The following is a 26,289-nucleotide window of genomic DNA, read 5'->3' on the forward strand; positions in this document are numbered from 1 at the left end:
CCAGCTACACTCGGCGCATGGATGCGGAGCAGCACCCTGGCCCGGAACGCCTGACCGCCTACACCGACGCGGTGGTGGCCATCGTCCAGACACTGCTGATTTTGCCGCTGCTCGAAAGTGTGTCGGACGCCCGGACCCACCACCTGACGGCGGGGCAATGGCTCACGGAAAACTCCGATTCGGTCATCTGGTTCGGCATGAACTTCGCGCTTATCTGGTCCTTCTGGGCGCTTCACCACCGAATTTTCGATCATGTCCAGCATCTGACGACGCCGCTGCAAAGCATCAATGCCGTCTGGATGCTGGGCATCGTCTTTTTGCCGGTGTCTACAGCCGTCATTGGACTGGGCCAGACGGACCCGACTCAGCTCGCGCTCTACATAGGAACCCTGCTGTTTTGCAGCCTGATGATGAACCTGATGGCGTGGCAAGTCGCCCGCGATCCGGTCATCAGCGGCGCGCGGCCCCGCTTGCAGGCGCCCCAGCTGGCAACCTCGTTCGCAGCCGCCTTGATGTATGCCCTGGCGCTGGTCCTCGCGCTGAGCATTCCAGGGCTGGGCTATCTGGCACTCTTCAGCATGTTCCTGCTGCCGTTGGTCGCGCGGGCACTGACTTCTGTGCTGAATCGTCTGGTCTGACCCTGTAGGTGTCGGGACTCAAAAGGCCATACCAAAAAATCCGCCCTTCTCGGACGGTGATAGAAATAGAATAAGGCGGTATTCGGGTTTTGTCAAATCTATGCGGCTGACTCTGGCAATGCCGTGCTGCACGCTTCTGCCGCCGGGGGCAGGGCCAGACGGTATGCAGCTCAAGCAGGCCATCCGGCGCATTTGCCTTGCCGGTCCCTGCTCTAGCATGACCTCATGTTTCGTCGCCGTCCGCCCCTGCCGCCGTTTCCTCCAGGCGCTGCCCTGGTCGGCGGCGCGGTGCGGGACTGGCTGCGCGGCGTGCGGTCTGCCGACTATGACTGGGCGCACCCCGACCCGGCGGCGGGCGCCCGCGCGCTGGCGGCGCTGGTGGGCGGCGCGGCCTTCCCACTCGACGAGGAGCGCGGCTACTGGCGGGTGACGGCGGGCGAGGTGCAGCACGACTTCGTGCCGCTGCCGCCCAACTTGGAAGACGACTTGCGCCGACGCGATTTCACCGTCAATGCCATTGCGCTGCGGGAGGGGAGGCGCTTGGTGGACCCGTTGGGCGGGCAGCAAGACCTGAAACGCCGCGTGCTGCGAATGGTCTCGGAAGACAACCTGCGCGCCGATCCCCTGCGGGCATGGCGGGCGGCCCGTTTCGTAACCACCCTCAGCTTCACGCTGGAGCCGCAGACCGAGCAGGCGGTGAGGCAGGTGGCGGCGGACCTGAAGGCGGGCCGCCTGCCTTTCCCCGCCTGGGAGCGGGTGCGCGACGAGCTGCACGCCCTGCTGCGTTCGCCCGACGCGGCGCGGGGCATCCTGACGCTGGAGGCGCTGGGGCTGCTCGACCTCACCCTGCCCGAATTGCGCGAGGGTCAGGGGCTCACCCAGGGTGGATTTCACCATCTGGACGTGTTCGAGCACGGCGTGGAGGCGCTGCACCAACTGTTGACGCGCCGCCCCGACGCCGACCTGCTGCTGCGCTGGGCGACCCTGCTGCACGACGTGGGCAAGCCGCGCACCTTCGCCCGTGACCCGGACACGGGCCGCCGTAGTTTTCACGGCCATGACCGGGTAGGGGCCGAGCTGACGACGCAGATTCTGACGCGCCTCAAACTCCCCGGTGCCGACGTGAAGCGGGCCGCTGCCCTCGTCAAAGCCCATATGGTCCAACTGCCTGCCGACGACGCGCAGGCCCGGCGCTTCGTGCACCGCCGCCGCGAGCTGTTGCCCGACCTGCTCAGCCTGATGCTGGCCGACCGCGAGGCGGCGCGGGGGCCGAGTTCGAGCGAGCTGGGGCGCTTCGCCTACATGCTGGCGATGGAGCGCGTGCTGGCCGCCCTCGAGGAGCAGCCTGCCGCCCCGCCGCCGCTGCTGAGTGGGAAAGAGGTGATGGCGCTGCTGGGCCTGACCCCCGGTCCCCGCGTGGGTGAAGTGCTGCGGGCGTTGGCCGAAGCGCGGGCGCTGGGCGAGGTGGGGACGCCGCAGGAAGCGCGGGCTTTCGTGCAGCGGTGGGCGGAGGAAACGCCGGGAAGTTAAGAAAGCGCGGCGCCTCGGCGGTGCCGGGGAGGGGGCGGGAATTTTAGACTGAGCAGCGTGATTCCGGCTGAGATTGCCAAGACTGCGTTCAAGTCCCTGCTGCCGGTGCTGGAGCGGGGGGTCGTGGCCGCCGACCGGGCGTTCAGCGGCTATATCCAGCCCCGGCGACTGCGCGGCAAACTGCTGTTGCAGCCTTATGTGGGCTGGGGCACGCCCCGCGAGGTCGAGCTGACGGGCCGAGTGCTGCTGCCGCGCGCCCTGGCTCCTGCCCGCAAGGGCGACCCGCGCTGGCGCAACTTTCACAACATTGTGCGCCGCCTGTTCTCGCGTGAGGTGGGAGGTGTGCGCGTGGCGGGTACCCTGAGCGACCAGACCGTGAGCGCGGTGAGCGACAGCGACGGCTATTTCACCCTGCACTTCACCTTTCCCAGGCCCATCGCCGCTGGCTGGCACGAGGTCCGCTTGCAGATGGAAGACCGCCAGGAAGACGCCGCCCGCGCCCGCGTGCAGGTGGTGGGCAAGGCCCGTTTCGGCATCATCAGCGACCTCGACGACACCGTGATTCAGTCGGACGTGACCAGCCTGCCGCGCATGTTGATGACCAGCCTGACCGGCAACGCCCGCACCCGTTCTCCCTTTCCCGGCGTGGGAGCGCTCTACCGGGCCCTGACCCGCGAGGGCGAGGCCCGCAACCCGATTTTCTATGTGTCAAGCAGTCCCTGGAACTTTTTCGATCTGCTGTGGCAGTTTCTGGACTACCGCCGGATTCCGCTCGGTCCGCTGTTTTTACGCAACTGGGGCATGGACCTGCTCGGCGGGCACGGCGGCTACAAGCATGGCGTGATCGAGCGGATCTTCCACCGCTACCCCAACCTCAACTTCGTGCTGGTGGGCGACAGTGGCGAAAAGGACCCGGAAATCTACGCCGAGGTGGTGCGCCGCTTTCCGGGCCGGGTGCTGGCCGTTTACATTCGCGATGTGACCGGGGCGGAGCGTGACGAGGGGGTGCTCAGACTGCGCGAGGAAATCCGCAAGGCCGGCGCCGATCTGGTCCTCGCCTCCGACAGCCTGAGCGCCGCCGGACATGCCCTCGCGCTGGGCCTGATTACGCCCGGCGAGTACCGCAGCGTCCTGACGAGTGTGGCGCGAACCTATGAAACCTGACCGCTGAGAGCAGCTCCCTGACATAGAAACAGGTTGAGGTCAGGCGTTCCATTCTGTGAAATAATTCTCAGTATGCGACCCCGCTCTCTGCTGCTTCTGGGACTGCTGGCCCCGCTGACGGCGTGCGGAGGGCTAGAGCGCGGCCCGAACGGCAGCGACTTCCCCAGCCAGCCGACTGCCACCGTGGTCCAGGGCGCCGTGCTGTTTCCTCCTCGTGCCGGGACAGCCACCCTCACCAGCGACACCGGCAAACAACAGTTGCCAGTGATGACGATGGACGTGCAGGCTGACGGCAGCTACTCACTCACGCTGCCGGAGTCGCCGCCTACCGGGGCGTCTTCGGGTGTTCCCGCCACGCTGTGGCACTCGGGTATGCCGCTGTTTTGCCAGGGGCGCCCCGTGCTGAGTGACCCGGCGGCCCAGCTCCTCGTCGTGGACGGTGGGTTCTACAGCGCCGGCCAGCAGCGCATCGGTGAGTTGTCGCCGCAGCCGACGGCACTGGGAAACGACTCGGGCCTGGTGATAACCCTCAAACTGCTGGCCTACGCGGACCGGCCCGCCATCGTGCAGGGCACCCTGAACTGCACGGTGGGAAGTAAGGCGAGCGACAAGACGGCTCAGGTCACGCTCGATTACCGCTTTAAGCGCGGCTGGAACACTGTCGTCGTGCGCAGCGAATTACCTGTGCAGTCCAGTGAACTGAACATCCAGGGATACGTGACCCCGCTTCAGGGCACGACCTGGAAGTTTTTGCCGACCTCGCCCTGACCCGGCGCGCTACCCTCAGACCCATGACGCTGTTTCGTTATCGCCAGTTCTCTCAACCCGATTTTGAAGTGATGCAGGCCCTCGACCTCGCCGAGCAGCGCCGCACCGCGCCGGAGTACGACGTCCTGCCCGAACGTGAACAGGAAGCCCGCCTGAGCAGCAGCCTCGCCGCCCTGCGCCACTACGAACGCAGCGGGCACTCCTTTGTCGCTGAAGGTCAGGACGACCATGTGCGCGGCTACGTGCTGGCCCAGAGCGTGTGGCAGGGGGACCGCCCCGCCGTGTTCGTGCGGGCGCTGGTGCTCGACGACGCGCAGGACGAGGACATGCGCCGGGGCCTGCTGCGCGCCGTGGTCAAGAGCGCCTATGACGCCGCCGTCTACGAGGTGCACCTGCCGGTCACGCCCGAGCTCCACGCTGCCGCTCGGGCCGAGGAAGCCCACCTCACCGGCCAGTACGCCGTGATTCACCTCGGCACCCGCGCCGAAAGCGCCCCCGGCAAAAAGCTGCGGCGCGAGGGCTGAGACGAATTGCAGCCAAGTCGCTCAAACTGAGCGATGAAACCCGACTTGTAAAGCTGCAAAGCAGAGCGGAGCGAGTGGCAAAAAATACGTGCTGCGAGAAATGGACTAAAATCCAGCGTTTTTCCGGGTTCCAGGGAATTGAAGGCAGTACGTATGAGGCCAGCGCCCGACTACACTTCCAGGTCTTTCGTCTGGGGCCCGAACTTCTCACGCAGAAAGCGGCCATTGGTCCGCAACTCCTGGCTGCCCACCTACGCCGAGTGCCGCAACTGTTCATAGGCCGCGCCGAGCAGCAGGTCGAGCTGTTCGCTCAGCAGGTCACGCCCCGTCTTGCCATCTTCGACGACAGCGGTGTCTGCCAGGGTGGGCGGCAGGTTCAGATACGCCTGCACCACCTGCGGCGCATATTCCTGCCGCAAGGCACGCAGTTCGTAGATTGCCGCGCCGCCCCGCTCCCCCTGCCGTTCCAGCGCCGCAAGCGCCTCAGCGGTGACGTGGTCGAGTTCGGCGAGCTGGGCACGCGCCTGCTCGGGCACGCGGGGCTGGGTCAGGAGGGAAGTCAGGACGTCGGGGACCGGACGGGCCGCTGCCGCCCGGTCCGGCTGCTGCCGCACGGGGCCGGACCTCTGCTCTGCCATGGCTTCCATCGGCGGCGCCGTCTCCGACATGGGCAGGCCGCCGGCTTGCTCCGGCAGGGGCACCGGCTCGGGGACCGGCCCATTTCCCACCAACGTCGAGAGCGCCGCCAGACCATTGCCCATGAACAGCCACAGTCCCGCCGCCACCATCGCCGGCACGACCACCCAGTCGGCGCCGCTGACCGCGAAAATCATCGCGCAGGCCAGCGCCCACAGCATCGGCCACGGCGAGCGGCCCGAGCTGAGGGCGCGCGAAAACAGCAACCCCAGCAGCATCCCGGCGGCGGCGTGAACCGGCCAGCCGGTGAATAAGGTCGTGACGGTGATGCCCAGCGCCGCCAGCCCCAGCGCCCGTGGGTCCCGGCCCCTTTCCCCGAACACCGTCCGTGCGAAGAAGACCAGTGCGAACACGGCCAGCAGTTGAAAGATGGCGCCCATAGCCGTAGTACGGCCCTGAGCGCCTGAAAGTTCCGCAAAGACAGCAAAATGGCCGGACGCGTACACGTTCCGGCCATTCGGGTATGAGTGGGCTCTCAGTAGGTGACAACTTCACTTTCAGCCGCTCCTGGCGGGCAAAAAGGCTGTATTAACACCTCTAGGACCGCCATGAACTGTTGGGGTTTCCACCGTAGGGCATCCACGAGATGCTGAGCACCGTGCCGCACCAGACTGACCGCTCTCCGACCATGCTTCAGAACGGGGATGGGCCAGGTCTGGCTCAGCCAGACCCCCAGGCGCAAACAGAACATCCAAGCCAATGTCACCAGTCCGAAGAGTCGCTGTAGACGGCTCCTTTCCGTCATTCCGGTTCGCTCTAAGTCAAAGCCTCGCTTTTTGAAACTGCTGAAGGTGCACTCAATCGACCAGCGCTGTTTGTAGAGCCTCCAGGTCTTCCGAGCACTGAAATCTGTGGCGATGATGACGAGGTCACCCACAGGTGACCTCGTTGCGACCACCCGCATCAACTCCCCGAACACGAACACCTTTTCGCCAATCTCGTGAAAATGACCGTGCTGGACGTGCTCAAACCACTCTTTCCCCTTCATGTCGTCTAGCATGTCGGTCTGTCGGATACGAATTGCCCTCTTGATGCCCTGACGACGAAGAAAGCGGAACCATTCCGCGCCGATGAACTCCCGATCGGCCACCAGGCCCAGCCAGCGTTTCGCTGGCAAGGCCCGAAGGAGCTTCAACACCAGCCACATTCGAGCGTAGGTGTGACTGTTCCCAGACTGGTCGAGAGGCACCCAGATGAGCGGCAGGGTGAAGCCGTGAACCACGGCTCCAAGCACCAGAAAGTTGATGGGCGTTTCCCCGTGCTCCCAATTGGTGCGGTCCAGACTTAGCAAAACCTTCCCCGGTGGAAGATGGACGACAAGCAGAGCGATGAAAAAGCCCATGTCCAGCTGCTCATCCCGGAAGGTGCGGTCTGCTCGTCTCTTCTTGCCCTGCGGGGTACTCATCCCCGGCATATGGGCACTCAGGTCGTGATGATTGACGCTCCTCGCGGCAATCATCGCCAGGAGGACGTCAATGAGGCGCTGGAGTGTATCGATGCGGAGGTGACTGGCATGCGTTTTGAAGTGCCCGGTGAGTGCGGTAGCCTGCTGGGCAGCTCCCCTCTGTTGATTTCACACTCTCAGGAAACCGCGAACAGTCGGCCCCATCAAGCTTGATGGGGCCGACTGTTGGTTTTTGCCGTCTGGGACGAGGGCAAACTGAAGTTGTCACCTACTGAGGAGTGGGCTTACTTGCGGAAGCTGGGGTTGAGCACTTTCTTGCGCAGGCGGATGCTCTGGGGGGTCAGCTCGACCAGTTCGTCGTCGGCGATGTATTCCAGCGCGTCTTCCAGCGACAGGCGCTTGGGCGGAATCAGGGTGAGGGCTTCATCGGCGCCCGAGGAGCGCACGTTCGTCAGCTTCTTGTTCTTGCAGACGTTGACGTTCATGTCCTGCTCGCGGGCGTTTTCACCCACGATCATGCCCACGTACACTTCCTGCCCGGCGTCGATGAAGAAGTTGCCACGGTCTTGCAGCTTCCAGATCGAGTACGCGAACGAGGTGCCGTCTTCCATGCTGACGAGCGAGCCGTTCTGGCGGGTCTTGAGTTCGCCGGCCCAGGGCGCGTAGCCGTCGAAGATGTGGCTCATGATGCCCTCGCCCTGGGTCATGCTCAGAAACTGGGTGCGGAAGCCGAACAGGGCGCGGGCGGGAATCTTGAACTCCACGCGCACGCGGCTGCCCTGCGGTTCCATGTTCACCATCTGGCCTTTGCGGGCGCCGAGCACACCGATCACGGTGCTGGCGTGCTGCTCGGGCACGTCGATCACGAGGTGCTCGATCGGCTCGTGCTTCTCGCCGTCGATCTCGCGGATGATCACGCGGGGGCTGCCGACCTGCACTTCGTAGCCTTCACGGCGCATGGTTTCGAGCAGGATACTCAGGTGCAGCTCGCCACGGCCCGACACCACGAACTCGTCGGGGCGCACTTCTTCGACCTTGAGCGACACGTTGGTCATCACTTCGCGCTTCAGGCGGTCGTTGAGGTGACGCGAGGTGACGTACTTGCCTTCCTTGCCGGCGAAGGGGCTGGTGTTGGGCTGGAAGGTCATGCTGACGGTCGGCTCGTCCACCGTGATGATCGGCAGCGCTTCGGGTTCGGCGAGGTCGGCGATGGTTTCCCCGATCTGCGCGTCTTCGATCCCGGCGAGCGCCACGATGTCCCCGGCGCCCACTTCGTCCACCTCAATGCGCTTGAGGCCGAGGTGCGTAAAGGGCTGCACCACACGGGACTTGGTCATGGTGCCGTCTTTGTGCATCAGCTGCACAAACTCGCCCTTCTTGACGGTGCCGCGCGCCACGCGCCCCAGCACGATGCGGCCGAGGTACTCGGAGTAGTCGAGGTTGGTGACCAGCATCTGGAAGGGCGAGTCGAGGTCCACCTTCGGCGCGGGAATGTGCTCGAGCACCATGTCGAACAGTTCCTTGAAGTCGTCGCGGGGCTGTTCGAGGTCCTTGAACGCCTTGCCTTCACGGGCGATGGCGTACAGCACCGGGAAGTCGAGCTGGTCGTCGTTGGCGCCGAGTTCGGCCATCAGGTCGAAGGTCAGGTTGACGACCTCTTCGGGGCGGGCGTCGTTGCGGTCGATCTTGTTGACGACCACGATGGGCTTGAGCCCGAGCTCGATGGCCTTTTTCAGCACGAAGCGGGTCTGCGGCATCGGGCCTTCAGCAGCGTCGACGAGCACCAGGGCGCCGTCGACCATGCCCAGCACGCGCTCCACTTCGCCCCCGAAGTCGGCGTGGCCGGGGGTGTCCACGATGTTGATCTTGACCCCGTTGTATTCCACGGCCGTGTTCTTCGCCAGAATGGTGATGCCGCGCTCGCGCTCGAGGTCGTTGGAGTCCATCGCGCGTTCGGCGATTTCTTCCCCGTGCTTGAGTTCCAGCGTCTGCTTGAGCAGGCCGTCGACCAGCGTGGTCTTGCCGTGGTCGACGTGCGCGATGATGGCGATGTTTCTGTATTCCATAGTTGCTCCCTCGGTACGGAGCTTTTAGCTTTCGGCCCTTAGCCTTCAGCCATCAGCCCTTATGAGCCTGAATTGGCACAAAAAAACCCGCCGCGATTCCAGAGTTCGGAAGATGGGCGGGATACCCAAACAGAGATTCTAGCAGATGAGGTCAAGGTGCGGTCAGCCAAAGCCACGTTTCGCGCCGCGCTTCTTGAGAGTGCTTTAGGGTGCGAACAATGGACAAAGAACAGACACAAAATGAAGGCCAGAGCGTCAGGCCCCGGCCTTCTTCCTGCGGTAAGTCAAGTCTTACTTGCGACGGCTGCTGTGGTCGCCCTCAGCAAACTCCTCGACGATCTTCTTATTGAAGGCGGGCAGGTCGTCGGGCTTGCGGCTTGTCACCACGCCCTTGTCGGTCACGCACTCCTCGTCCACCCACTGCGCGCCGGCCAGCGTCAGCTCGCGCTTCAGGCTCGGCCACGAGGTCATTTTCAGCCCCTGGGCGATGCCGGTTTCCGAGAGGCTCCAGGGGCCGTGGCAGATGGCGGCGATGGGTTTGCCCGCGTCGTACATGTCGCGCACGAACTTCATGGCGCCTTCTTCGAGCCGCAGCTTGTCGGGGTTGACCGTGCCGCCGGGAAGCAGCAGGCCGTCGTAGTCGCTGACCTGCACTTCGGACACGACGTGGTCGACCCGGTACTTCTCCTGCGGTTCGATGTCGCCCTTCATGGACTGGATTTCGCCGGGCTCGAGGCTAATGAGTTCAGTGGTGCCGCCCGCCGCTTCGATGGCCGCGCGGGGGCTGGTCAGTTCGATTTCTTCCACGCCGTCGGCGGCGAGGATGGCGATTTTCTTGCCGGTGAGGTCTTTGGCCTTGGTCATGGCCCCAGCCTCTCACCCGCTCGTAAGGCGCGGGTCGACCCTGCCTTGAGAGGACCTTGATTCATTTCTCCCGCCTCCGCGCCAGCCAAAAAAACTGCCCGGTGAGGGGCAGCCTGTGTGCGGGGGTGCGGGAAGCGCTTTCCTTCTTGTTACTTCAGCTTGGCGAGCATGGCCTGGGCCGTCGCCACGTCGCGCTTTTCCCAGAAATTGTCGGCGCCCATGCCGGCGGCCTTTTCCAGCTGGGCCCTGGCGCCGGCCTTGTTGCCCTGGAGCAGCAGCGCGTTGGCGTACTCGACGCGGTGAATGGGAGTGTTCGCTTCGAGGGCGATGGCCTTCTCGAAGTTAGGAACGACCTGGGCTTTGCTCGCACCAGTGGCGCTGCGGGCAATGGCGCCCTTGGAATCAAGGTTGGCGTTCCACAGGCCCAGGGCCACGTAAGCCGACGCCATGTTGGGCTTGAGCTTGATGGCGGTATCGAGGTTCTGCTTCATGTCCTTCGCCATACCGAGGCTCTGAAGAATCCCGCTGAACTGCGCGAGGCGGCCCTGAGCGCGGGCGAGCTCGAAGTAGGCTTCGGGGTTGTTCTTGTCGGCGGCGATGGCCTGCTTGGCGTAGTCCTGCGCCTTGGCGAACAGGGCCTTTTTCTGGCTGTCGGCCACCAGACCGGCGCCGTTGGTGGTCGCTTCGGCGGCGAGGGCGTACCCGTCGCTGGTCTTGAGCGCGGCGGCGGCGGTGGCGGCTTCCTGCCACTTGCCCTGGTCGTAGAGCGACTGCGCGGCTTGCAGCGACTGGGCGCCGGCAGCGCTCAGGATGAGGGTCAGGGCCAGGGGGGTCACGGTCAGAACAGGGTTACGCATTGAAACTTCCTCCAGAAGGGTGCCCGGCAAAGGGGCCAGGCCAGAATTAAGGTGGCGGGGCCGATACCGAAAGCCGGAAGGCCGAACGGAACGGAGGTGGTCGGTTTGGTCGTTTGGGAAAACTGAACTGAGTATACACAAAAAGGTGACGCGTATCTGATCCCCCCGTTGGGGGCGCGCTTGCCGGACTGTTCTGCACCCGGTGCAGTTCTGGACGCAGTGCAAAATTGCGCTCAGGTCGGGCTTGACGGGGCGCTGAAGAACGTGGGCTGGGCCGGCGGTGACAGCGGGCCGCCTCACGCTCTACGCTGGGGGGGTGGACTGGAAAGCGGCGCTCGCCGAGATTCGTGCCGCGCTCCCGCCGGGCAGTGGGGCGGGTGGGGTGCAGCGCGGCAGCCTGCGCTGGCTGGAAGCCGAACTGGGGGCTCGCGGCGGCAATCCGGCGGCCCTGCGCAACATCGTGTACCGCGACGTGGGCACCGCCGCCGACAAGCGCCTGCTTGCCGAGCTGCTGCGCGAGCTGGCGCAGGAGGCGGGGCTGCGGCTCGACCTGGGGGCGCCCGAGCAGGAACCGGCGCCGCTGCCGCCCGAACTGGAACTGCTGGGCCGCAGCAAAAAACGGGTCTACAAACAGTTTCTGGCCGGCGTGCGGGCGGGCCGGACCCCCCGGCTGGTGGTTACGGGCCGCGCCGGGGCGGGCAAGACGGTGCTGCTCGACCACCTCGCGGCGGCGCTGCAACAGGCCGGAGCGCGGGTCGAGCGCCTCAACCTCAGCGGAGACCTGCTGGCGCTGGCAGGGGGGCCGCCGCTGCGTGACCGCTCCTTCGCCTCGCTCGCCGCGCGGCAGCTCGACGCCCTGCGGACGGTGCTGCCGCCCGAGCGCCTGCCGGTGGGCAGCGCCCTGCTGGTGCGCGTGACCGAAAACCTGCATTTCGGCAACGATCCGCCCCGCCTCCCCGACGGTACTCCCGCGACCGCCGCCGCCTGGGCCGCCGAGGTGCTGCGCCGGCACATTCCTGCTGGGGTCAGCGTGCTCTTTGCCCTCGAAGACGCCGCGGGCTGGCCGCCGGGCGCCGGAGAAATCATCGAGTTGCAGCCTCCCACCCTCACCGAAGCGCGGGCTTATCTGATGGCCCGGCTGGGTGTGTCGCGCCCGGTGGCCGACAGCCTGGCGCGGGAAACGGGGCGCAACCTCGACCGCTTGACGCTGCTTGCCGGAGCTGGCGGCAACGCGGCGCGGCTGCTCGCTGACCACGACGTGCGCCGCCTGGCCTGCGCGGCAGCGGTGCTGGCCGTCCCGCCCACTGGCACCCGTGACACCGCTTCGTCTGTCCCGCTCGGTGACCCGCCCGTGCTGCCTGCCGAGGCGCTCGCCCTGGCCCTGGGCGGACAGGTCACGGCGCTGCCGCTGCACGCCCGCAGCCTGCTCGACGCGGTGACCGGGCCGCTGGAGGGGGAAGGTCAGCCGGAGGCGGGACAAGCGGTGGGAGAGGACACGGGCGAAAAAGTCACCGGCTGGCGTCCCCGACCTTTGCTGTGGCTGGCGCTGCCGCTGCTGCCGGAAGCCGAGGTGGAGGCGGCAACTGAACAGTTTGTGCAGGCCACCCAGAGCCGCGACCTCAGTCCCGAGGTGGTGCCCTACCGGCTGGCAGCGCTGGCCGCGCTCGGCGAGTGGAGCATGCTGGAGCGCCATGTCCGTGCCCGGCCCGATGACGCCCGTTACCTGCCGGCGCTGTGGCGGCGCATCCGGGCAGGAGCGAGTTCGCCGGAGCGCGAAGGGCTGGCACGGGCCGTCGTCACCCACTACGCCAGCCGGGGCGAGTACCACGCGCCCGCCGCCCGCGACGCGCTGTTCGTGCTGCTGGAAGCCGAGGGCGCCGCGCACGCCTGGGCCAGGGTCAAACTGGCCGAGAGCAGCCTCGACGCCGGCAACTTCGAAACGGCGCAGACCCAGTTGGAAAAAGCGGAGCTTGAGCACCTCTCCGTGCAGCCTGGCAGCTGGGGAGACGACTGGCGCCTGGCCGCGCAGTCCGACGGGCTGCTGGTGCAGGCGGCGCTCGCACGCTGGCGGGGCGACATGGCCGGCGCGACGGAGGCGGTGAGTGACCCGCGCACCGCGCAGTCCGGCCCCCGGGCGCGGCTGTGGCGCGGGCTGGTCGCCAAAGACGCGGGCCGCTGGGAAGAAGCGCTCGACCACCTCGGCGCGGTGCCGGGCAGCAGCCCGCTGCTCTCGACACGCGCCCGTTATCAGGAAGGCGACCTGCGGCTGCGGCTGGGGCAGCCCGTCACCGCTTACGCCGCCCTGAGCGATGCGGCCCGGCGCCTAAAAGCGGCTGGCGCCAACCCCGAGGAGCAGGCGCGGGTGCTCGCGCGGGCCGCCACCGCCCGGCGCCGCCTAGGGTACGCGGAGGACGCCCTGCGGCTGTTCGGGCAAGCGCTCGCGCTGCTGCCCACCGACCTGCGCCGCTCGGCAGACGCGGTGCTGCAGGCGCGTTTGATTTCCGAACAGGTGCCGGTGCTGCTCGCGCTGGGCCGCCCCGACGACGCGCTGGCGCAGGCGGCCCAGGCCCTTACCCTGCTGCGCGGCGAGGGGGGCCGCCGCGCCGAGGTGACCTACCGTGTTCGCCGCACCCACTACCGGGTGGCCCTCGCCTACCTGACGCGGGGGCGCGGCGTGCCGTACCTCCAGCCTTTCGGTGGCCCCGAGTTCGACACCCCCGACCTCGTTCACGCCCGCGCCCTGCTCGCCGAGCTGTTGCGGGCACCGGTGGGTCAGAGTGACCGCGAGCAACTCCTTGCCTTCGATATGCACCTGTCACTCGCACTGGCGCAGCCTGACCCCCAGCAGGCCCTGGCCGACCTGGGCCGCGCCCTCGACATGACCGACCATCCCTACGCCGAGGCCCAGGCGCGGGCGCTGCGCGCTGAAGCGTTCGTGCGGGCGGGCGAACCCGGTCAGGCACTCGGTGAACTGGGCCGCGCCCACGCCCTGCTGCGCCGGGTGCGGCTGGGACTGCCCGGCCCGCAGGAAGCCGACCCGGCGCTCAGCGCTCAGCTCCTGGGTGTGGAAATCCGGGTAGGGCTTGCCGAAGCTTCAAAGCAGGCCACCGAAGCCCTGCTCGGGCTGCGGCAGGCGCTTGCCGACCCGTCGCTGCATCCCTTCCGCTCCGGCATCTGGCGCGAGGCGGGGCGGGCACTGGAACGGCTACACCCGGCCCCACAGGACGTACTCACTGCGCTTTTCCCTGCGGCGCCGGAGCTGCCTTTGCGGGTGTCCGACGCTTTGGTGGTCCTGGCGGCGCAGGCCGATCCGCTGCCCAGCTCGACAGAAGACCCGGACCTGTAGGAGGCCCGGGCTACTGCGAACAGCTCAACGGAAATACGTCAGCAGAATCTCGGCTTCCTCGCCGGGCACGCCGCGCAGCATGTTGGTGCGGTGGTAGGTGAGCAGCACCTGATTGCTGCCGAGCTGGTGCAGGCTGAGCTGGCCGTGGATCCCGTTCTGGCTGATGGGGTCGTACCCGTGCAGGTTCCACTGCACGCCGCCGCGCAGGTCGATGCTGCGGTCGCTGGCGGTGCTGGCCGGCACCCGCACCGGCTTGAAGGTAAAGCCCTCGGGCACCTCCACCTCGCCGCTGCGTAGGTCGAAGCTCAGGCCGCGCAAGAGGGCCGGCACGCCGGGCTGCTCGGGAAAGGTCAGGCGCTGGGGCGTGCGCAGCAGCGGCAGTTTCAGACTCTTGCCGCTCGGCACCAGCACCGGCTGAAAGGCGAGGTAGCGCCCAAACTCTTCCCGGGTGATGCCCAGCCGCGCGTCGTAGCTCGGCACCTGCCCCCGCGCCGCCGAGGCGAGCACCATCCGCAGCGCCGCTGGACTGCCGCCCACCGAGGTCACGCGCTGTTGCAGGTTCACTGTGGCAATGCGCGCGCCCCGGTTGACCAGTTGAGCGGTCTGCTCAGCGGCGGGGAGCAGGGCCGCCACCCGTGTCGCCAGAGCCGCCGGGGACTCTGCCGACGCCAGCGCCTGATTGCCAGGGCCACCGAGTCCGGCGGTGCCCAGTCCCAGCAGGGCCACGAGCGGCAACAGTGAGCGGCGGGAAGCAGACATAGCGGTTCCGAACATAGGACTTCAAGGTGAGAACTGAGCGCCGGCGCCCTCATGCGCTGCCGGCCCCCGTCCGCTGCCAGTCCCATCTTCTGTCAGTCGAGGTACTCGCGCGCCTTCAGGTGACTGGCCCGCAGCGTAAAGCGCTCGGCGTCGCCCGCCCCACACAACCGGCCCACCTGCGTCCGGGCGGCGCGGAACTGCTCGGGGGTCCACGGCCACTTGTAGAACGCCTGATAAAAAGCCATCACTTCGGCGGCCACGTCCACTGTGTCGGTCGTGTCAACGAACACCTCGGGGTAGGGGCTGGCCGGCGCGTAGTACTGGTAGAAGCGTATCGGGTCGCGCCAAGCTGCCAGCCGCCTGATGTCCTCGCCGCTTTCGGGGGCCGCGTCTCCGCCGAGGTCCGGCGCGGGGGAGAGGGCCGCCGCGCTCGTCCCCGCCTCGTTCAGAATCTTGGGAATGCGGGCGAGCGTCACCGCGTCAAAGGCGATTTTGGCCGTCATGCGGTGGTCGGGGTGGGGATGGTCGTCGCTCCAGGTGATGACCGCGTGAGGCCGGAAGGTCGCGTAGAGCCGGGCGAGTTGCAGCGCCTCGTCCCGCCCGCCGGTCATACGGCTGTCGCCCATGTCGAAGAAGTGGTATTTCGCGCCGATTTTGTCGGCCACCCACGCGCCGTGCTCGCGCCGAATGCGCCGCACTTCCTCGTGCTCGGTGTCCCCGAACTGACTGGCGAGTTCGCCGAGCGTGGTCCACACCAGCAGCACCTCGTCGCCGCGCCGGGCGTGTTTGGCGAGGGTTCCGATGCACCCGATTTCGTCGTCAGGATGGGCAAAGACGGCCATGATTCGCATAGGCAGAGTCTAGAACTGTGCGCGGGCCCAGAAAGCGGGACGGTCTACGCTCGCCGCATGTCACAGAAAATGCCGCCGCAGGAAATGTTTGAACAGGGCCTGGAAAAGCGCCGCGCCGTGATGGGTGCCGAATTCGTGGACCGCGCCTTCGCGGGTGGGGAAGACGCCTTCGGGGCCGACTTCCAGCGCTTCATGACCGAATACGCCTGGGGCGCCGTCTGGGGCCGGGGCGGGCTGACCGACCGCGAGCGCCACATGGTCACCATCGGCATCCTCGCCGCGCTGGGCCGTGAAAAGGAACTCGCCGGGCACCTGCGCGCCACCGCCAACACGGGAGTCAGCGAACGCGACCTGAGCGACGTGCTGCATCAGGTCGCCATTTACGCGGGCGTTCCGGCGGCCCTGAGCGCGGTGAACGCCACTAAGGAAATGTTGGCAAAACGCCACAGCAAGGAGCCGAACAAATAGACTGTCTTTTCATTCAAATTTATACGAAATGTGAAATAGGAAGTTCAATGGGGAAGACCCTCCTCAGCCCCCGCTGGCGCCTCCGCTACACTCCTCCCTATGTCACTCGCCTCCTACATCGACCACACGCTGCTTAAGGCCACCGCCACGCTCGCCGACATCCGCACGCTGTGTGAGGAAGCCCGCGAGCACTCGTTCTACGCGGTGTGCATCAACCCGGTCTTTATTCCCCACGCCCGCGCCTGGCTCGAAGGCAGCGACGTGAAGGTCGCCACCGTCTGCGGCTTTCCCCTCGGCGCCATCAGCTCCGAGCAGAAAGCTCTGGAAGCCCGCCTGAGCGCCGAAACGGGCGCCGACGAAATCGATATGGTCATCCACATCGGCTCGGCGCTTGCCGGCGACTGGGACGCGGTGGAAGCCGACGTGCGGGCAGTGCGCCGCGCGGTGCCCGAGCAGGTGCTCAAGGTGATTATCGAAACCTGCTACCTGACCGACGAGCAAAAGCGCTTGGCGACTGAGGTCGCCGTACAGGGCGGCGCCGACTTCGTGAAGACGAGCACAGGCTTCGGCACCGGCGGCGCCACCGTGGACGACGTGCGCCTGATGGCGGAAGTGATCGGGGGCCGCGCCGGACTCAAGGCGGCGGGCGGCGTCCGCACTCCTGCCGACGCGCAAGCCATGATCGAGGCGGGCGCGACCCGGCTGGGCACCTCGGGCGGCGTGGGTCTGGTGTCGGGCGGCGAAAACGGAGCCGGCTACTGATGCCCGCTGAAACGGCCCCCCGCGTCATCCTCGCGTCGGGCAGCCCGCGCCGCCGTGAACTGCTCGGCAACCTTGGCGTGCCGTTCGAGGTCGTCGTCAGCGGTGAGGCGGAAGACAGCCAGGAAACCGACCCCGCTCGCCTCGCGCTCGAACTCGGGCAGCTCAAGGCCCGCGCCGTCGCCGCGCAGCATCCGGACGCGGTGGTCATCGCCGCCGACACGGTGGTCGCGCTGGGGGGAACGCTGCTCGCCAAACCCGCCGACGAGGCCGAGAACGCCGCTTTTCTGCGCCAGCAGTCGGGCAAAACGCAGCAGGTCTACACCGGCGTGTGCGTCATCTCCCCGGCAGGCGAGCAGAGCGGCGTGGAGCGCACCGACGTGACCTTCCGCGCATTGACCGAGGCCGAAGTGACGTTCTACGCCCGCAGCGGCGAGGGGCTGGACAAGGCCGGCGGCTACGGTATTCAGGGCGTCGGGATGGCTCTGATTGAGCGAGTCGAGGGTGACTACTCCAACATCGTCGGCTTTCCGCTCGCGCTGGTGCTGCGGCTGCTGCGCGGGGCGGGAGTTTCGGCATTCGGCGTCTGAGGAGTGTCGGCTGAGCGGCGGCGCACTTCTCCGAACACTTCCCGCAGCAGCCGCGCCGCCTCGCCGGCCCGCACACCACCTTGCACCGTAGGCCGCCAGCCCCAGTGGTCGGCAAGCAGGTCGCTGACGCCGCCGAGCGCCCCAGCCTTCGGGTTGGCCGCGCCGTAGACGATGTGCCCGATTCGTGCTTCGAGCGCCGCGCCGAGGCACATCGGGCAAGGTTCCAGCGTGACCACCAACGTGCAGTCACTCAGGTACGGCGTGCCGAGGCCAGCCGCCGCTTCCCGCAGCGCCGCGAGTTCAGCGTGGCAGGTCATATCGCCGTCCTCGCGTGAGGTGTTGCGGCCTCGCCCAACTATTTCGCCGTCGGCATTCAGCACCACCGCGCCCACCGGGACTTCCTGCCGCTCGGCGGCTTGCTGGGCCAGGGCCAGGGCCTCGCCCATCGCCGCGTGCAGCGGGTCGGCAGGCAGACCGAGAGATTCGCGGGCGCCCACCGCCCACAGCGGAGGTTGCACTCCCACCCACTGCACCGCGCCGTGCTCGTCGGTGAGCAGGGGCACACGATCCCGCTCAGCGCGGGGAAGATGCGCGTCGGTCAGCACGTCGCTGAGCTTGCGCGTGCCGCCCGCGAGCCGGATGCGGTCGCCGGCCTGCCGGGTGCGCCGGGTCCAGTCGGGGGGCAGGGGAAAATCGGGTTCCGGCCAGTCGCACGGCGCCGTGTATAGGTGCCCCCCCGTGACCGTCACATCCCGACCAGTGGGCAGGGTTAGGTGCCGCGTCTGCCCTGCGTTGAGCGCTCCGGCAAGGTCGCGCAGTTGCTCAGCGGTGAAGTCCAGCCCGCCTGAGCGCAACTCGGCGGCCAGCCAGCGCCGCAGCACGGCGGGCGGTTGCCGGTCCAGCGGCGTGTGCGGCGTCAGCCGGGCGGCAAGCGCCTGCAAGGCTGCGTCGTCCTCTGCACCCAATTCCGCCACCTGGGCCAGCGCTGTTTCAGCGGCGGGAAAGCGGGTGAGCAGCACCGGCATCACCTCACGGCGCAGCCAGGCGCGGGTAAAGCGCGGGTCGGCGTTGCTGGCGTCCTCGCGCCAGTCCTGACCGAGGCCGCGCAGGTAGGTTTCGATTTCAGCCCGCCCCACGTTCAGCCAGGGCCGTCGCACCCGTCCCCGCTGCGGCGGGATGCCGCGTATGCGCCCCTCGCCGCGCAGCAGTTCCATTAAAACCGTTTCGGCTTGGTCGCGCCGGGTGTGGGCGGTCAGGATGACCTCGGCGCCGGAGTGTTTCGCCGCCCGACTCAGCACGTCGTAGCGTAGCCGCCGTGCCGCGTYTTCCAGATTCCAGTTTCTCCGCGCCGCCACCGCGCCCACGTCAATCCGCGTGACCTCGCACGGTACGCCCAACCGGGCGCACAGGTCGCTCACCCAGGCCGCGTCGTCGACGGACTCAGGGCGCAGAGCGTGGTCAAGGTGGGCGACGGCGGGCAGCGCCCCCACCGCCAGCAGCGCCCGCAACAGCCCCACCGAATCGGCTCCCCCCGAGACGCCGACGAGCACCTGACGCCCGACGAAAGGCTCCAGCGGCTGCGTTAGTCGGCGTGCGCTCGTATGGTTCGGGGCCGATTCGCTCATGACCGCCACTGTAACGCTGCGTCTCAGGAGGTGGAAAAGGCTCACAGATAAAGACCGCATTTTCTCGACACTGTGCCAGAGTGTTGTCAGACACATTTGCCTACGCTCGGGCCATGACCCTTTTGCCCGGATACCCTGCGCCCGCGTTCAAATTGCCCGGCGACGATGGCCGCTGGTGGGGGCTGCCGGACCTGCGCGGTCAGGCGGCGGTGCTGTACTTTTATCCACTCGCTCATTCGCGCGACTGTGCGCTGGAGGCGATGGCTTTCGAGGTGCTGCTCGGCGAGTTCGCGGCAGCGGGAGCGCGGGTGCTGGGCATCAGCACCGACTCGCGGGCGCAACTGGCGCGCTTTCGCCATGCCCAGGGTCTGACGTTTCCACTGCTCTCGGACGCTGGGCGCGAGGTCAGCCGCCTGTACGGCGCGCGCCGGTCGCCCTGGGGGCTGGTGGGCCGGGCGGGCCGGCAAACCTACCTGCTCGACGAGCGGGGCCGCGTCGTTCACCACTGGCCGCAGGTGGACCCTGCCTGGCACGCTCAGGCGGTGCTGGACACGCTGCGGCGCTGGCGCGACGGGCAGGACGGGGCCGTTACACTCGGGGCATGACCCCCCGCGTCGGCCAGCCTGCCCCCCCTTTTCGTGCCCGCAGCGACGATGGCCGCCTGATCGACCTCGCGGAGCTACGAGGCCGCTGGGTTGTGCTGTACTTTTACCCGCGCGCCGGGACGCCGGGCTGCTCGGTAGAAGCTCAGCGCTTTGAGGAAGCTCTGCCTGAATTCGAGCGCCTGGGCGCCGAGGTTATCGGCGTGAGCACCGACACCGAGGCGCAGCAGGCCCGCTTTCGTGACCGCTGCGGTCTGTCGTTCCCGCTCTTGCCCGACGGGGACCGCGCGGTGGCCGAGGCTTATGGAGTGCTCGGCGGCGTAGGCAAACTGCTGGGGATGACGGCGCGTCAGACTTTTCTGATCGACCCGGCGGGCCGCCTCGCCTTTCACTGGAAACGCGTTAACCCGCTGGGCCACGCGGCGGAGGTCTTGCAGACCCTAGAACAGTGCCAGCGCACCGACCCGCCGACGAGCTGATGCTGCTGAGTGTGGACTGGGACGCCTTTTCCGGCCCCCGCGAACTGGTCTTCGACGCGCCGATCTGGGGCACGCCCGACTGCCCCGCCGACCGGCTGGACGCCTGGCGAGAGCGGGCGCAGCGGCGTGGGGGCGAGAGCTGGGCCGCGCTCGACACCGATTTTCCGCTGTACAAGGGCTGGGAAGAGCTGCGGCGCTACGTGGGCGTGCCCGCGTTCATCACCCTCAGTCACGCCGACGCCTGGGACTGGTTGCAGCAATTTCCCGGCGAGGACGTGCTCAACGTGGATTCGCACCACGACCTGACGAGTTTCAGCGGCGACCCGGCCCGGCTGCGCCCCGGCAACTGGGCCGGCCTGGGGCTGGCAGCGGGACTGATTCGGCAGTATGTCTGCCTCTACCCCTGGTGGCACGCCGACCTGCCCGTCGCCGAGGGCCACGATCTGGAGCGCACCTGGGGCGAATTCGGGCCCCGGCTGGCGCCTGAGCTGCATGGGCGGGTCACACTGCGCCGGCAGGTGGCCCCCGACGACGGCTGGCCCGAACCCCAGGACGTAAAGGCACTGCTGCTGGTGCAGTCGCCTGCCTGGACCAACCCGGCCCATGACGCGCCGCTCTCTGGCCTGGCGCGGGACCTCGGCGCCCGCCATCTGCACCCGCCCCTGGAACGGACTTGATACTCTTTACAGGGTGTTGTCAGTGGGGCTGGGCCGGCTGTGCGGTCCTTTCCCGGCTGCACCTGGAGTGAGCGAGATGAATTCTGAACCCGAATCTGCATTCCCGAGTTATCAGGTGGGCACCTTCGCGCTGGTGCGCCACCAGGACGACGTGTTGCTGGTGCGCCCGTATCAACTGCTGCTGCCGGGCGGCCCCCAGAGCCTGCCGGGTGCCCTGGTCGATATCCAGCACAGCGGCCTGGGCGTGGTCGAAACCGCGTTGCGGCGGCTTTTGCTTTCGCAACTCAGCATCTCGGTCAGCGAGTTCTGGCTGGTCGGCAGCCATACCCTGCGGACGCCCGGTCCAGACGGGCAGGCCATCCCCCGCCTGAACCTGATTTTCGGCACCGATTACTGCTCGGGCATCCTCAACCCGCAGCCGCTCGGCTTCAAATCGGCCATCTGGGTGCCGCGCTCACAGTTGATGGAGCGGGTTGCCCGAGTGGCTGAGTGCGGCCCTCTTCGAACTGGAAAAAGTGGTGCCCCCCCCGGCCCGCGAGGCGGCAGCGTCCCGGCCCGCCGTCACCGCGCGTTTTCCCTGGCGCCGCTGAGAGAGCGATAACAATGAAGCCGCCGGCACCTCCTGAATCGGGGATGCCGGCGGCTCTTTTGGGTGGGTGCTCGCTCAGCCGCCCGGGGTCAGCACGACCTGCACACGGTCGTTGCCGATCTTGCTCTTGTCGTAGGTGCACTGCATGTTCACCGGCACCAGCGGGCGCACGGCCCCGGCAGTGTCCTTGAACTCAATCATCACCGGCACTTGCAGTTGCAGCTGGCCGTTCTGGTTGGGCCGCACGGCCTGGTCGATTTGCGAGGGAGTGGCGTTGGTCACGACCTGCAACGTTTCGTTGTCGTGCATTTCGCCGGTTCCTTTGACCGCCGTGAGCAGCGACTGGGTCTGACCGGGGCCGAGCATCAGCGGCAGGTCATTGGGAGCATGCAGCCGCTCGCGGCACTGTTCGATGAAGTGATACTTGCTCACGCCGTAGGCGTCACGGTCACTGTAAAACGGGTTGGCGCGCACCGCCGTGGCCGTCACCCAGCCGAGCAGCAGCACCGTCAGCGCAAGAGCGATCCAGAGCAGGATGCGGCCCGTGCCCCCGCCGGAGGAAGAAGAGGAAGAGTTGCTCATAGCTCGCCCAGCATACCCCACATTTCAGGACGTTCCGCCGCTCGCTGCGCTGTCCCTGAGCGGGTGCCGGCCCCAGTCGGTGGAAGGTGAGGGGGCCATTTATGGGATTCTCGATAGAATTTGGTGAGGCCAACCTGGATAAACTAGGCGTCAGGAGAACAAGTGAACGTGTGAGCCAGCCGCCCCTGACCCTCAAAAACTATGCCCTGTCGCGGTCCATCGGGCGCGGCAACACGTCGGACGTGCGCCTGGCGACGGGCCCGGATGGCCGCGAGGTGGCGATCAAATTGCCACTTCCCGCCACCCTGCGCCAGCACGACGCCGCCGAGCGCTTCGGCAACGAGGTGCGGCTGACCTTGCAGTTTCGGCACCCGCATGTGGTGCGCGGGTTTGCGGGCACGCCCTTCGGACCGGGGGCCTTTCTGGCGCTCTTTTATTATCCCGACGGGCCGCTGAGCAACCGCCTGCGCGGTCAGCCGCTGCCAAATGAGGAAGCGCTGCGGATTCTGGCGGACATCGCCGCCGCGCTCGCCTACCTGCACCGGCTCGGCGCTGTCCATCAGGACGTGAAGCCGCAAAACGTCTACGTGAGTGGGGGCCGCGCGGCGCTCGGCGACCTGGGAAGCGCGTATTTCGTCGCCCAGGGGTCCAAGACCAGCGGCAGCCCCTACTACATGGCCCCCGAGGTCTACCACGGCGAATCCACCAGCAGCGCCAGCGACGTGTACAGCCTGGGCGTGATGGCGTGGGAACTGCTGACGGGTGCCCGGCCCTTCAGCGGCAACAGCTACGAGGAATTGATGGTGGCGCACCTCTCGCGCTTTCCCGCGCCGCTCGCCTCGCTGCGGCCCGAGCTGCCGCGTGCGCTGTCCCGCCTGCTCGACCGCACCTTCGCCAAGCGGCCCCACGAGCGCCCCACCGCCGACGCTCTGCGCCGCGCCCTGCTCGAAGCCCTGGGGGAGACGCCACAGGAGGAAGACCTTCCGGCTGAGGAGGTGCCGCTTGCCAGTCAGCAGGCCGGGCGACATACGGCGGCCCCCCGCGTGACTGGGCCGCAGGGCCCCGCTGAGACGCCCGCACAACCGGAACGTGTCCGCCCGGCCCGCCGGGGCTGGAACCCTTTCCGGCGTAAGGGATAGTGCGGAGAAAAGTCAGCGGCAAACCAACTCGCTCGCGCCCCAGTTTGAAGGCGCGAGCGAGTGAGTCAGAGTGGGGTTTAGCGTTCCTCGAAAGCCCCCAACGAGCGGAAACGGGCGGCCCGCTGGGCGAGCAGGTCGTCAGGCGTCAGGGCCGACAGGTCATCCAGATGGCGGCTGATCACGCTGCCCAGGGCTTCGGCAGCGGCGTCCATGTCCAGGTGGGCTCCACCGGGCGGCTCGGGCACGACCTCTTCCACGATGCCCATATCCAGTAGGTCGGCGGCGGTAACGCGCAGGGCCTCAGCGGCGAGGGGAGCCTGTGCCGCGTCGCGCCAGAGGATGCTGGCGGCGCCCTCGGGGGAAATGACCGAGTACCAGGCATTTTCCTGAATCAGCACCCGGTTGCCCACGCCAATCGCCAGGGCGCCGCCCGAGCCGCCTTCGCCGATCACGGCGCACACGGCGGGGACCCGCAGGCGCACCATGCGCTGGATGCTCTCGGCAATCGCCCAGCCCTGGCCGCGCTCCTCGGCTTCCAGGCCGGGGTAGGCGCCCTGGGTGTCGATGAGGGAGACCACCGGCAAGCCGAAGCGGTCGGCGAGGTCCATCAGCCGAATCGCTTTGCGGTAGCCTTCGGGGTTGGCACTGCCGAAGCGGCGCTTGATTTTGGTCTTGGTGTCGCGGCCTTTTTGCTGGAGCAGTAGCATGACGGGCCGCCCCTGCCAGCGGGCGGGGCCGCCGATGAGCGCCGGGTCGTCCCCGAAGCGGCGGTCACCGTGCAGCTCGGTCCAGTCGCTGCACAGCCGGTCCACGTAGTCGAGCGCGGTGGGGCGCCCCGGCGTGCGGGCGAGCTGCACCCGGTCCCAGCGTGAGAGGCCGGCGGCATGTTCGCGGCGCAGCGTCTCGAGTTGCGTCCGCAGTGGGGCGAGCGCGGCATCAAGGTTTTGGCCGGTGCGTTCGGCAGTCGCTTCGAGGTCGCGCACCCGGGCTTCGAGTTCGCGCAGGGCGTCAGCAGGTGTCGAGGTCACAGCCGCGCCTCCTGCCGGGTCAGCACGCCGAGCAGCCCGGCGAGGTGGCGGCGCTGCTCGCGGCGGTCCACCACGTTGTCCACCATGCCGTGTTCGAGCAGAAATTCGGCGCGCTGAAAGCCTTCGGGCAGATTCTGGCGAATGGTCTGCTGAATCACGCGCGGCCCGGCGAACCCGATCAGGGCACCCGGCTCGGCGATGATCACGTCGGCGATGGTGGCGAAACTGGCCGTCACGCCCCCGGTGGTGGGGTCGGTCAGCAAGCTAAGATACGGCACGCCGCGTCCGCTGAGGGCCTCGAGCGCCACCGTCGTTTTCGCCATCTGCATCAGCGAGAGCGCGCTTTCCTGCATTCGGGCGCCGCCGCTCGCCGCGACGAGCAGTAGCGGGGTGCGGCTCTCTGCGGCGTACTCGGCGGCGCGGGCAATTTCCTCGCCCACCACGCTGCCCATGCTGCCGCCCGAGAAGGCGAAGTCCATCACCGCGAGCGTGACCGGCAGGCCGTGCAGGGTCGCCGTGCCGGTCAGGATGGCGTCAGGGCGCCCGGTTTTGGCCTGGGCGCGGCGCAGGCGCTCGGGGTAAGGCTCCGTGTCGGTGAAGTGCAGCGGGTCCACCGGATGCACCTGCCCCGAAAGCTGCCGGAAGCTGCCGGGGTCGGCGAGCACCTCCACCCGGCGCTCGGCGCTGAGGCGAAAGTGATGGCCGCAGCGGGGGCAGACGTAGGCTTCCTGTTCGAGTTCGCGGTTGTACAGCCCCTCTTTGCAGGCCGGGCACTGCGTCCAGAGGTCCGGCAGGTCGGTGCCCGCCTGCTGCTGGGGGCGGCGCCTGCGGAAAAAACGGTCCAATGCCATATGCCCTGCATTCTAGACAGCCGCCGCCGCGCCGCATTGGACCAGGTGCAAGCGTCCGGGCGATTTGGGACGCGGTTCAACGGCTGGGGTAGGGCGGTCGGCCCCTTACCCCAAGCGGCGCTTGAGGTAGTCGTCCATCTGCGCAAGTTGCAGGCCGAGGTCGTCTTGCAGACTGTCCACCCGCTGGCGCAGTGCGCTCAGTTCGGCCTGGCTGGCGCTGTGGCCGGGACCAAGCGCCTGCTGCTCGATGGTGTTGAGCCGCCCGTCGAGATAGCTCTGGAGCTGCGCGAAGCGGCTGCCTTCCTGCGCGTCGAGGCTGGCGCGCAGGCTTTCCATGTCGCGCAGCAGCCGGGCGGTGTCGGCCTCGGCCCGCAGCCGGGTCAGGCCCGCCCAGAAGTAAAAGACCAGCATGGGAATCAGCATCAGCAGCAGCAGCAGCAGCCCCATCGGCATGTTCCGGTAGGTGGCGAAGCCCAGATACAGGGTGTGGGGATAGGTCAAAAAATTGCGGTTGAGCACCGCCAGCACCCCCAGCAGAATCAAAAACAGCAGCAACACACCGAGGCGCAGGCCCATTCGCATGCGGTCAAGCTAACAGAGGGGCGCCTGAGACTGGGCGAGCCGGATTTGAGCGCTTCTTGGGGGAGGCGGCCCCCAGGGAAGGCAGAGGCGGCGCGGGGCGTAGACAGGCCCGCAGCCGTCCGCTTAAGCTGGACAGGTGCTTTCCCTTCAAAAGGCGTCGAACATCCTGGGTGCGTTCAGTGCCGAGCAGCCCGAATGGGGCGTGCGGGCGCTGTCGGCCCATCTGGGGGTTCCGCGTGCCACCGCCCACGCCTACCTCGCCGGGCTGACCGAGGCAGGATTTTTGCGCCGCACGCCGCACGGCAAATACCGGCTGTCGTGGCACATCGCCGAGATGGGCGCGCAACTCACCTCGTCGCTGCCCTGGTTTCAGGACGCCCGCGCCCTGCTGACCCGGCTCGCACTCGACGTGCGAGCGGTGGCCTTCCTGTGCGTGCTGGAGGGCGAAGACGTGGTCGCCGCCATCCGCGAGCGTCACCCCGACGCCGACATCGACCTGCCGCTCGACGTGTACCTGCCCGCCACCGCGACGGCGAGCGGCAAGCTGCTCTACGTGTACGCGGGCATGACCCCCCGCACGTTCGCCCACTGCACCCAGAGCAGCATCACCACGCCCGACGAGTGGAAGACCGAAGTGGCGCGGGTGCGGCGGCTGGGCTACGCCTACTCCATCGAGGAATGGATTCCGGGGCAGTGCACCCTGGCCGTGCCCTACCACCACGGCGGCAGCGTGGTCGCCAGCATCGGCGTGCAGATGAGCGCCGGGCGGTACCTGCGCGAAGAACGCCAGATTCGCGCCCGGGTGATGGACGTGGTGCGCGAGGCGGAGGAGCTGGGCTGAGTCGGGCAC

27 protein-coding genes are annotated in these 26,289 nt (G+C 67.6%); 15 read left to right on the plus strand and 12 right to left on the minus strand.

Annotation, left to right across the window (positions count from 1 at the left end):
• Nucleotides 1-17 precede the first annotated feature (17 nt).
• From DR_RS06150 to DR_RS06170, 5 genes are all read left to right on the plus strand, one after another.
• Nucleotides 18-638, plus strand: coding sequence for a TMEM175 family protein (locus DR_RS06150; protein ID WP_034349664.1), 621 nt, complete (start codon nucleotides 18-20; stop codon nucleotides 636-638).
• A gap of 225 nt (nucleotides 639-863) precedes the next feature.
• Nucleotides 864-2,168 carry a CCA tRNA nucleotidyltransferase gene (locus tag DR_RS06155; protein WP_010887834.1) on the plus strand — a complete coding sequence of 435 codons (1,305 nt, stop codon included), beginning with the start codon at nucleotides 864-866 and terminating at the stop codon, nucleotides 2,166-2,168.
• Nucleotides 2,169-2,225: 57 nt separating this feature from the next.
• The gene (locus tag DR_RS06160; protein ID WP_010887835.1) at nucleotides 2,226-3,332 is read left to right on the plus strand and encodes an App1 family protein; all 1,107 of its coding nucleotides are present in this window, start codon (nucleotides 2,226-2,228) and stop codon (nucleotides 3,330-3,332) included.
• A 72-nt stretch (nucleotides 3,333-3,404) separates the two neighbouring features.
• Entirely contained in the window at nucleotides 3,405-4,100 is a 696-nt protein-coding gene (locus DR_RS06165; RefSeq protein ID WP_227086016.1) for a hypothetical protein, read from the plus strand.
• Between the two features lie 23 nt (nucleotides 4,101-4,123).
• Nucleotides 4,124-4,624: a DUF1999 domain-containing protein gene (locus DR_RS06170; RefSeq protein WP_010887837.1), complete on the plus strand. Its 501-nt coding sequence runs from the start codon at nucleotides 4,124-4,126 to the stop codon at nucleotides 4,622-4,624.
• Nucleotides 4,625-4,875: 251 nt separating this feature from the next.
• Here the strand turns inward: DR_RS06170 and DR_RS06175 are convergent, their stop codons facing one another.
• The 5 genes from DR_RS06175 to DR_RS06195 all read right to left on the minus strand — a co-directional run bounded on the left by DR_RS06175 (nucleotide 4,876) and on the right by DR_RS06195 (nucleotide 10,512).
• Nucleotides 4,876-5,700 (minus strand): hypothetical protein, encoded by an 825-nt coding sequence (locus DR_RS06175; RefSeq protein ID WP_051618789.1) that lies wholly within the window; start codon nucleotides 5,698-5,700, stop codon nucleotides 4,876-4,878.
• A 95-nt stretch (nucleotides 5,701-5,795) separates the two neighbouring features.
• The gene (locus tag DR_RS06180; RefSeq protein WP_063653074.1) at nucleotides 5,796-6,779 is read right to left on the minus strand and encodes an IS4-like element ISDra1 family transposase; all 984 of its coding nucleotides are present in this window, start codon (nucleotides 6,777-6,779) and stop codon (nucleotides 5,796-5,798) included.
• A 230-nt stretch (nucleotides 6,780-7,009) separates the two neighbouring features.
• On the minus strand, nucleotides 7,010-8,791 hold the full coding sequence (gene typA, locus DR_RS06185) for a translational GTPase TypA (protein WP_010887841.1): 1,782 nt from the start codon (nucleotides 8,789-8,791) through the stop codon (nucleotides 7,010-7,012).
• A gap of 291 nt (nucleotides 8,792-9,082) precedes the next feature.
• Complete coding sequence (locus DR_RS06190; RefSeq protein WP_010887842.1) at nucleotides 9,083-9,655, minus strand: type 1 glutamine amidotransferase domain-containing protein; 573 nt, start codon at nucleotides 9,653-9,655, stop codon at nucleotides 9,083-9,085.
• A gap of 149 nt (nucleotides 9,656-9,804) precedes the next feature.
• Nucleotides 9,805-10,512 (minus strand): hypothetical protein, encoded by a 708-nt coding sequence (locus DR_RS06195; protein WP_027480215.1) that lies wholly within the window; start codon nucleotides 10,510-10,512, stop codon nucleotides 9,805-9,807.
• Nucleotides 10,513-10,792: 280 nt separating this feature from the next.
• On the opposite strand from DR_RS06195, the gene DR_RS06200 reads away from it, so the two are divergent.
• Nucleotides 10,793-13,858: a hypothetical protein gene (locus DR_RS06200; RefSeq protein ID WP_010887844.1), complete on the plus strand. Its 3,066-nt coding sequence runs from the start codon at nucleotides 10,793-10,795 to the stop codon at nucleotides 13,856-13,858.
• Nucleotides 13,859-13,882: 24 nt separating this feature from the next.
• Here DR_RS06200 and DR_RS06205 read toward each other — a convergent pair whose 3' ends face one another.
• Together DR_RS06205 and DR_RS06210 are read right to left on the minus strand one after the other, a co-directional pair.
• Nucleotides 13,883-14,617, minus strand: a complete 735-nt coding sequence (locus DR_RS06205; RefSeq protein ID WP_227086017.1) for a hypothetical protein — start codon at nucleotides 14,615-14,617, stop codon at nucleotides 13,883-13,885.
• A 92-nt stretch (nucleotides 14,618-14,709) separates the two neighbouring features.
• The gene (locus DR_RS06210; RefSeq protein WP_010887846.1) at nucleotides 14,710-15,468 is read right to left on the minus strand and encodes a PIG-L deacetylase family protein; all 759 of its coding nucleotides are present in this window, start codon (nucleotides 15,466-15,468) and stop codon (nucleotides 14,710-14,712) included.
• A 57-nt stretch (nucleotides 15,469-15,525) separates the two neighbouring features.
• Here DR_RS06210 and pcaC point away from each other — a divergent pair, with 57 nt between their 5' ends.
• The 3 genes from pcaC (at nucleotide 15,526) to DR_RS06225 (ending at nucleotide 17,285) form a co-directional block, all read left to right on the plus strand.
• Nucleotides 15,526-15,936, plus strand: coding sequence for a 4-carboxymuconolactone decarboxylase (pcaC, locus tag DR_RS06215; RefSeq protein ID WP_027480213.1), 411 nt, complete (start codon nucleotides 15,526-15,528; stop codon nucleotides 15,934-15,936).
• 99 nt (nucleotides 15,937-16,035) lie between these two features.
• Nucleotides 16,036-16,698, plus strand: a complete 663-nt coding sequence (gene deoC / locus DR_RS06220; RefSeq protein WP_010887848.1) for a deoxyribose-phosphate aldolase — start codon at nucleotides 16,036-16,038, stop codon at nucleotides 16,696-16,698.
• Nucleotides 16,698-17,285, plus strand: coding sequence for a Maf family nucleotide pyrophosphatase (locus DR_RS06225; RefSeq protein ID WP_010887849.1), 588 nt, complete (start codon nucleotides 16,698-16,700; stop codon nucleotides 17,283-17,285). Before deoC ends, DR_RS06225 begins: the two co-directional genes overlap by 1 nt.
• On the opposite strand, the gene tilS is transcribed toward DR_RS06225, so the two are convergent.
• On the minus strand, nucleotides 17,204-18,910 hold the full coding sequence (gene tilS, locus DR_RS06230; protein ID WP_164927960.1) for a tRNA lysidine(34) synthetase TilS: 1,707 nt from the start codon (nucleotides 18,908-18,910) through the stop codon (nucleotides 17,204-17,206). The two genes, DR_RS06225 and tilS, sit on opposite strands and share 82 nt — an antisense overlap.
• A gap of 113 nt (nucleotides 18,911-19,023) precedes the next feature.
• On the opposite strand from tilS, the gene DR_RS06235 reads away from it, so the two are divergent.
• The 4 genes from DR_RS06235 to DR_RS06250 all read left to right on the plus strand — a co-directional run bounded on the left by DR_RS06235 (nucleotide 19,024) and on the right by DR_RS06250 (nucleotide 21,269).
• Entirely contained in the window at nucleotides 19,024-19,515 is a 492-nt protein-coding gene (locus DR_RS06235) for a peroxiredoxin (protein WP_010887851.1), read from the plus strand.
• Nucleotides 19,512-19,991, plus strand: a complete 480-nt coding sequence (locus DR_RS06240) for a peroxiredoxin (protein WP_010887852.1) — start codon at nucleotides 19,512-19,514, stop codon at nucleotides 19,989-19,991. The genes DR_RS06235 and DR_RS06240 overlap by 4 nt, the downstream gene beginning before the upstream one ends.
• The gene (locus DR_RS06245; RefSeq protein ID WP_010887853.1) at nucleotides 19,991-20,668 is read left to right on the plus strand and encodes a hypothetical protein; all 678 of its coding nucleotides are present in this window, start codon (nucleotides 19,991-19,993) and stop codon (nucleotides 20,666-20,668) included. Before DR_RS06240 ends, DR_RS06245 begins: the two co-directional genes overlap by 1 nt.
• 76 nt (nucleotides 20,669-20,744) lie before the next feature.
• Nucleotides 20,745-21,269: a hypothetical protein gene (locus DR_RS06250; protein WP_234944684.1), complete on the plus strand. Its 525-nt coding sequence runs from the start codon at nucleotides 20,745-20,747 to the stop codon at nucleotides 21,267-21,269.
• 63 nt (nucleotides 21,270-21,332) lie between these two features.
• On the opposite strand, the gene DR_RS06255 is transcribed toward DR_RS06250, so the two are convergent.
• On the minus strand, nucleotides 21,333-21,839 hold the full coding sequence (locus DR_RS06255; RefSeq protein ID WP_010887855.1) for a hypothetical protein: 507 nt from the start codon (nucleotides 21,837-21,839) through the stop codon (nucleotides 21,333-21,335).
• A gap of 170 nt (nucleotides 21,840-22,009) precedes the next feature.
• Between DR_RS06255 and DR_RS06260 the strand changes: the two genes are divergently transcribed.
• Nucleotides 22,010-22,978, plus strand: coding sequence for a serine/threonine-protein kinase (locus tag DR_RS06260; RefSeq protein ID WP_227086019.1), 969 nt, complete (start codon nucleotides 22,010-22,012; stop codon nucleotides 22,976-22,978).
• Nucleotides 22,979-23,055: 77 nt separating this feature from the next.
• Here the strand turns inward: DR_RS06260 and DR_RS06265 are convergent, their stop codons facing one another.
• From DR_RS06265 to DR_RS06275, 3 genes are all read right to left on the minus strand, one after another.
• Nucleotides 23,056-24,006: an acetyl-CoA carboxylase carboxyltransferase subunit alpha gene (locus DR_RS06265; RefSeq protein ID WP_010887857.1), complete on the minus strand. Its 951-nt coding sequence runs from the start codon at nucleotides 24,004-24,006 to the stop codon at nucleotides 23,056-23,058.
• Complete coding sequence (gene accD / locus DR_RS06270; protein ID WP_010887858.1) at nucleotides 24,003-24,857, minus strand: acetyl-CoA carboxylase, carboxyltransferase subunit beta; 855 nt, start codon at nucleotides 24,855-24,857, stop codon at nucleotides 24,003-24,005. The genes DR_RS06265 and accD overlap by 4 nt, the downstream gene beginning before the upstream one ends.
• Nucleotides 24,858-24,962: 105 nt before the next feature.
• Nucleotides 24,963-25,439 (minus strand): hypothetical protein, encoded by a 477-nt coding sequence (locus DR_RS06275; RefSeq protein ID WP_010887859.1) that lies wholly within the window; start codon nucleotides 25,437-25,439, stop codon nucleotides 24,963-24,965.
• A gap of 136 nt (nucleotides 25,440-25,575) precedes the next feature.
• Here DR_RS06275 and DR_RS06280 point away from each other — a divergent pair, with 136 nt between their 5' ends.
• Complete coding sequence (locus tag DR_RS06280; RefSeq protein ID WP_010887860.1) at nucleotides 25,576-26,280, plus strand: IclR family transcriptional regulator; 705 nt, start codon at nucleotides 25,576-25,578, stop codon at nucleotides 26,278-26,280.
• Nucleotides 26,281-26,289 lie beyond the last annotated feature (9 nt).

It is taken from the genome of Deinococcus radiodurans R1 = ATCC 13939 = DSM 20539, from assembly GCF_000008565.1.
GTDB classification, from domain to species: Bacteria; Deinococcota; Deinococci; order Deinococcales; family Deinococcaceae; genus Deinococcus; species Deinococcus radiodurans.

What these genes read in the sequence shown, in the direction of transcription:
- DR_RS06210 (WP_010887846.1), bottom strand. Translation starts at nt 15,468, where the DNA reads ATGCGAATCATGGCCGTCTTTGCCCATCCTGACGACGAAATCGGGTGC.
- DR_RS06170 (WP_010887837.1), top strand. Translation starts at nt 4,124, where the DNA reads ATGACGCTGTTTCGTTATCGCCAGTTCTCTCAACCCGATTTTGAAGTG.
- DR_RS06225 (WP_010887849.1), top strand. Translation starts at nt 16,698, where the DNA reads ATGCCCGCTGAAACGGCCCCCCGCGTCATCCTCGCGTCGGGCAGCCCG.
- DR_RS06195 (WP_027480215.1), bottom strand. Translation starts at nt 10,512, where the DNA reads ATGCGTAACCCTGTTCTGACCGTGACCCCCCTGGCCCTGACCCTCATC.
- pcaC (WP_027480213.1), top strand. Translation starts at nt 15,526, where the DNA reads ATGTCACAGAAAATGCCGCCGCAGGAAATGTTTGAACAGGGCCTGGAA.
- DR_RS06165 (WP_227086016.1), top strand. Translation starts at nt 3,405, where the DNA reads ATGCGACCCCGCTCTCTGCTGCTTCTGGGACTGCTGGCCCCGCTGACG.
- typA (WP_010887841.1), bottom strand. Translation starts at nt 8,791, where the DNA reads ATGGAATACAGAAACATCGCCATCATCGCGCACGTCGACCACGGCAAG.
- DR_RS06175 (WP_051618789.1), bottom strand. Translation starts at nt 5,700, where the DNA reads ATGGGCGCCATCTTTCAACTGCTGGCCGTGTTCGCACTGGTCTTCTTC.
- accD (WP_010887858.1), bottom strand. Translation starts at nt 24,857, where the DNA reads ATGGCATTGGACCGTTTTTTCCGCAGGCGCCGCCCCCAGCAGCAGGCG.
- DR_RS06255 (WP_010887855.1), bottom strand. Translation starts at nt 21,839, where the DNA reads ATGAGCAACTCTTCCTCTTCTTCCTCCGGCGGGGGCACGGGCCGCATC.
- DR_RS06155 (WP_010887834.1), top strand. Translation starts at nt 864, where the DNA reads ATGTTTCGTCGCCGTCCGCCCCTGCCGCCGTTTCCTCCAGGCGCTGCC.
- DR_RS06150 (WP_034349664.1), top strand. Translation starts at nt 18, where the DNA reads ATGGATGCGGAGCAGCACCCTGGCCCGGAACGCCTGACCGCCTACACC.
- deoC (WP_010887848.1), top strand. Translation starts at nt 16,036, where the DNA reads ATGTCACTCGCCTCCTACATCGACCACACGCTGCTTAAGGCCACCGCC.
- DR_RS06250 (WP_234944684.1), top strand. Translation starts at nt 20,745, where the DNA reads ATGAATTCTGAACCCGAATCTGCATTCCCGAGTTATCAGGTGGGCACC.
- DR_RS06205 (WP_227086017.1), bottom strand. Translation starts at nt 14,617, where the DNA reads ATGTCTGCTTCCCGCCGCTCACTGTTGCCGCTCGTGGCCCTGCTGGGA.
- DR_RS06245 (WP_010887853.1), top strand. Translation starts at nt 19,991, where the DNA reads ATGCTGCTGAGTGTGGACTGGGACGCCTTTTCCGGCCCCCGCGAACTG.
- DR_RS06240 (WP_010887852.1), top strand. Translation starts at nt 19,512, where the DNA reads ATGACCCCCCGCGTCGGCCAGCCTGCCCCCCCTTTTCGTGCCCGCAGC.
- DR_RS06180 (WP_063653074.1), bottom strand. Translation starts at nt 6,779, where the DNA reads ATGATTGCCGCGAGGAGCGTCAATCATCACGACCTGAGTGCCCATATG.
- DR_RS06190 (WP_010887842.1), bottom strand. Translation starts at nt 9,655, where the DNA reads ATGACCAAGGCCAAAGACCTCACCGGCAAGAAAATCGCCATCCTCGCC.
- DR_RS06235 (WP_010887851.1), top strand. Translation starts at nt 19,024, where the DNA reads ATGACCCTTTTGCCCGGATACCCTGCGCCCGCGTTCAAATTGCCCGGC.
- DR_RS06275 (WP_010887859.1), bottom strand. Translation starts at nt 25,439, where the DNA reads ATGCGAATGGGCCTGCGCCTCGGTGTGTTGCTGCTGTTTTTGATTCTG.